Source organism: Blastomonas sp. UPD001, from assembly GCF_003426715.1.
GTDB lineage: Bacteria > Pseudomonadota > Alphaproteobacteria > Sphingomonadales > Sphingomonadaceae > Blastomonas.
Genome location: NZ_QKVT01000069.1, coordinates 1 through 651, shown reverse-complemented (window position 1 = coordinate 651; position 651 = coordinate 1). Strand labels below are relative to the sequence as shown.

At 61.3% G+C, this 651-nt stretch carries 1 protein-coding gene; it reads right to left on the bottom strand.

Features of this window, described 5'->3' with window-relative positions; all coding sequences use genetic code 11:
* A partial coding sequence (locus DM995_RS18710; RefSeq protein WP_286164975.1) for a POTRA domain-containing protein occupies nucleotides 1-651 on the bottom strand: 651 nt, incomplete at both ends.

The window sequence follows — 651 nt, the reverse complement described above, 5'->3', positions numbered from 1 at the left end:
AGGCGGAACTCGCGGCGGATCACCTCGTCGCGGGTGCGCGTGTTGCCGTTGATCGTGACGCTCTCGACATAGACGCGCGGCGCCTCGTTGATGACGAACGTCATGTTCATCTCGCGCTTGTCCTTGTCCCGATCGAAGTTCGGGCGGACATCGGCGAAAGCGTATCCCAGGAGGCCGACGGATTCCGTCAGGCCATCGATCGTGTCCTCGACCTGCTTGGCATTGTACCAGTCGCCCTTCTTCATGGGCAGCAGGTTCTTGAAGGTGTCGGCCTTCACGTCGCGGATCTGGCTGGTGAGATCGACCTCGCCGAACTTGTAGCGCTCGCCTTCCTCGATCACGTAGGTGACGATGAAGTCGCGCCGGTCGGGCGTCAGCTCCGCCACAGAGGACACGACGCGGAAGTCGGCATAGCCTTCGGTCAGGTAGAATTGCCGCAGCTTCTGCTGGTCGAACGCAAGGCGGTCGGGATCGTAGGTGTCGTTCGAAGTGAAGAGCCGCAGGGGACGGGCCTGGCGCGTCACCATCTCGCCCCTCAGCTCCTTGTCCGAGTATTTGGTGTTGCCGATGATGTTGATCTGGCGGACCTTGGACTTGGGGCCTTCCGAAATCTCGAAAATGAGGTCGACGCGGTTCTGCTCGAGCTGGACG